The organism is uncultured Cyclobacterium sp. (assembly GCF_963976465.1).
Taxonomy (GTDB): domain Bacteria; phylum Bacteroidota; class Bacteroidia; order Cytophagales; family Cyclobacteriaceae; genus Cyclobacterium.
Genome location: NZ_CAXBOC010000606.1, coordinates 1 through 2,987 on the forward strand (window position 1 = coordinate 1; position 2,987 = coordinate 2,987).

Annotated in this window: 2 protein-coding genes; both read left to right on the forward strand. The window is 35.7% G+C overall.

The window, feature by feature from the left end; translation table 11 throughout:
• The first annotated feature begins 547 nt into the window (after nt 1-547).
• On the forward strand, nt 548-1,489 hold the full coding sequence (locus AAC037_RS22815; RefSeq protein ID WP_339905871.1) for a DUF1080 domain-containing protein: 942 nt from the start codon (nt 548-550) through the stop codon (nt 1,487-1,489).
• A gap of 160 nt (nt 1,490-1,649) precedes the next feature.
• A complete protein-coding gene (locus AAC037_RS22820; protein WP_339905873.1) occupies nt 1,650-2,600 on the forward strand; it encodes a sugar phosphate isomerase/epimerase in 951 nt (316 codons plus the stop codon).
• The last annotated feature ends 387 nt before the right edge of the window (nt 2,601-2,987 follow it).

Below are 2,987 nucleotides of genomic sequence, written 5' to 3' on the forward strand. Positions count from 1 at the left end.
TTTAAAGGAAATATAGCCCTATTTTTATCATTTAACAAACGCCTTATTCAATAAAATTAAATTGGTAGTAATTCAACCGTATTAAAGATGCATCCTATAATTGTGGATCCTGATGAATCTTTATGGTTTCAGAGAAACCCGATTGAGAAAGGTGTATTCCATTTTTTAGGGTTTGAAATACAGTTTCAAATATATATAAAATTATTTATTAATAGAATGTTTAAAGAAATATTTAATTCAAAAAATAACCGCTTCCAATTTTTCTAACTAGCATGTTAATATACCTGGATAAATAAAATTAAAATTAGCCAAATCTCTTTATAACATCATTCAAACATGATTTAGTTTGGGAAATAAGTGAATGAATTTCTATAACCTCACATTTGTACCCATTTTTTTCTAAGAAATAATTACAATTCAGGCTTAATAACAAACAATTATAGCCCACAACACCCAATAATTTAATTAGACCATTTAATTAAAAACAATTTTAATTGAAGATAAAAATCGAGTAATTTTAAAGGAAATAAACATTAAATAAGATATCATGATAAAATCTAAATTACTTTTGTTTGCCCTATTGCTCACCAGTTTCTTAAGTACAGGAAATATGGCTTGTGCTCAGGGAGAGAAAGAGCTGACCGGCCGCTGGGATCTTACGGTAGACATGCATGGCAAAAAAGCACCATCTTGGCTAGAAGTTAAGCTATCCGGCATAAAAACCTTGGTTGGATATTATGTTGCACACAATGGTAGCGCAAGACCTATATCCAAGGTTGATTATAAAAATGGGAAAATTAAATTCTCCATCCCACCTCAATGGGACAATTCCGATCAAGACATGGTATTTAACGGTCAATTAAAAAAAGGAAAACTTTCGGGTACCATTACGCAAAGTACAGGGGAAAAGCATTCATTTACCGGAGTTAGGGCACCATCTTTGGTAAGAGAAAAAGCACCAAAATGGGGCAAAACCATCGAATTATTCAATGGAAAGACTCTGGAAGGCTGGCATGTTGACGGAGATAAAAACCAGTGGGAAGTGATCAATGGTATATTGACTTCTAATTCAGCCGGCTCAAACCTTATATCTAACAAAAAGTTTGAGGATTTTAAAATCACTGCAGAATTTCGCTATCCAAAAGGAAGCAACAGTGGAATCTACCTGAGAGGAAGATATGAGGTGCAAATCGAAGACAATTCAGGCACCCCGCCTTCCTCTATCTACTTTGGAGGAGTTTATGGTTTTTTGACACCCAATGAAATGGTAGCAAAAGGACCCGGAGAGTGGCAAACTTATGAAATCACTTTAATTGGCAGAAGAGTTACGATTATTGCCAATGGTAAAGCCATCATAACTGATCAAATCATACCCGGTATTACAGGCGGAGCCATCGACAGCAATGAAGGTGAAGCAGGCCCGATTATGATTCAAGGGGACCATGGTCCGGTTGAATTCAGGAAATTTGAAATAACACCTACCAAATAAATTATAAGATTTTATTCAAAGAAGGAGAAACTGAAAAATTTCTCCTTCTTTTGTTTTTTTATCAATGACTCATTGCATTCACTTTATTGATGGTTAAAAACATAAAATCAAGCAAAAAACTTGATAGTATACGAAGCTATTACTCATAACAAGCAGAAAAATGAAACGTAGAAAGTTTATTAGCCTTGGCACCTTGGCCGGCATTGCAGCAGGATCAGTAACTTCTTTGACAGCGAATACACCTCTAAAAAACACAGAGATTTCAAAAAGATACCAGCAAGATCAAAGTCCCTGGCCTATTTGTTTGGATACTGCAACGATTAGACCAGCCTCATTAAAGGAAAAGGTCCATATTGCAGCAAAGGCGGGTTATGATGCCATAGAACCTTGGGATAGAGAATTGGCTGAATATGAAAAGGAAGGGGGTAACCTAAAAGATTTGGGGAAAGAAATTAAAGAACTGGGGATGTTTGTACCCAGTGTTATTGGTTTATGGAATGCTTTGCCTCCCACCAATCAGGCATTTGAGCAATCGCTGAAAGACACCAAAAACAGAATGCGAATGGCAGCTGACATACAATCTCAACACATCCAAACCATTCCCAATACTGTAGGAGAAAATTATGACCAAAAATACGTATCTAAGAGATACCGTGAATTAATAGAAATAGGAATAAATGAATACGGTATCAACCCAGCTTTGGTATTTGTAAAATTTTTCCCACTTAAAACTCTAGGACAGGCTACGGGAGTAGCATTAGATGCCAATCATCCAAAGGCGATGATTATTCCTGATACTTTTCACATGCACATAAGCGAAGGAGGATTTGAAGGGCTTAAATTTTTAAAGGGAGATTTAATTGCTATTTTCCAATTTGCTGATGCTCCGGCAAGCCCTGATATGGCGACTTTAGGGGACAAACACAGGGTTTATCCCGGTGACGGAATTTTACCTTTACCCGAAATATTAAAAAGCCTAAAGACTACCGGTTATAAAGGATGTATTTCCCTGGAATTATACAATCCGGACTATTGGAAACAAGACCTACAAGAAGTCGCCAATACAGGCTTAAGGAAAACATTGGAGGTCATTAATAAAGCAGGGGTGTAAGTTTCGTTTAAAAATAAGGCAGCTAATGATTAGCTGGTAGAAATCTTTAACATTAAATCCTAGATCCTACCTAATAGCTCATAATGCCATCCAATTTAATAAAGAATTCCAGAACAAGGTGTAGATAACAGCTACACCTTTTTTATTTTAATGAATGTAAAGCATGAGTAGGGATCAAGATAGGTAGGAACCATATAACCTAAGTTAATATTTGAACCATAAAAAAATGGTTATTCCGAGAATTAGCATTTTAAAGCGTAGCAATAAAGATGACAGTATCCAATGCGATACCATAAGGTGAAATCTTTCAAAGAATCGCAATGAGAGGTGAAAAAAGGGTATTAAGCAGGATTTTTTACAAAAAAGGGCATAAAAAAAGACCCTTAG

What these genes read in the sequence shown, in the direction of transcription:
- AAC037_RS22815 (WP_339905871.1), top strand. Translation starts at nt 548, where the DNA reads ATGATAAAATCTAAATTACTTTTGTTTGCCCTATTGCTCACCAGTTTC.
- AAC037_RS22820 (WP_339905873.1), top strand. Translation starts at nt 1,650, where the DNA reads ATGAAACGTAGAAAGTTTATTAGCCTTGGCACCTTGGCCGGCATTGCA.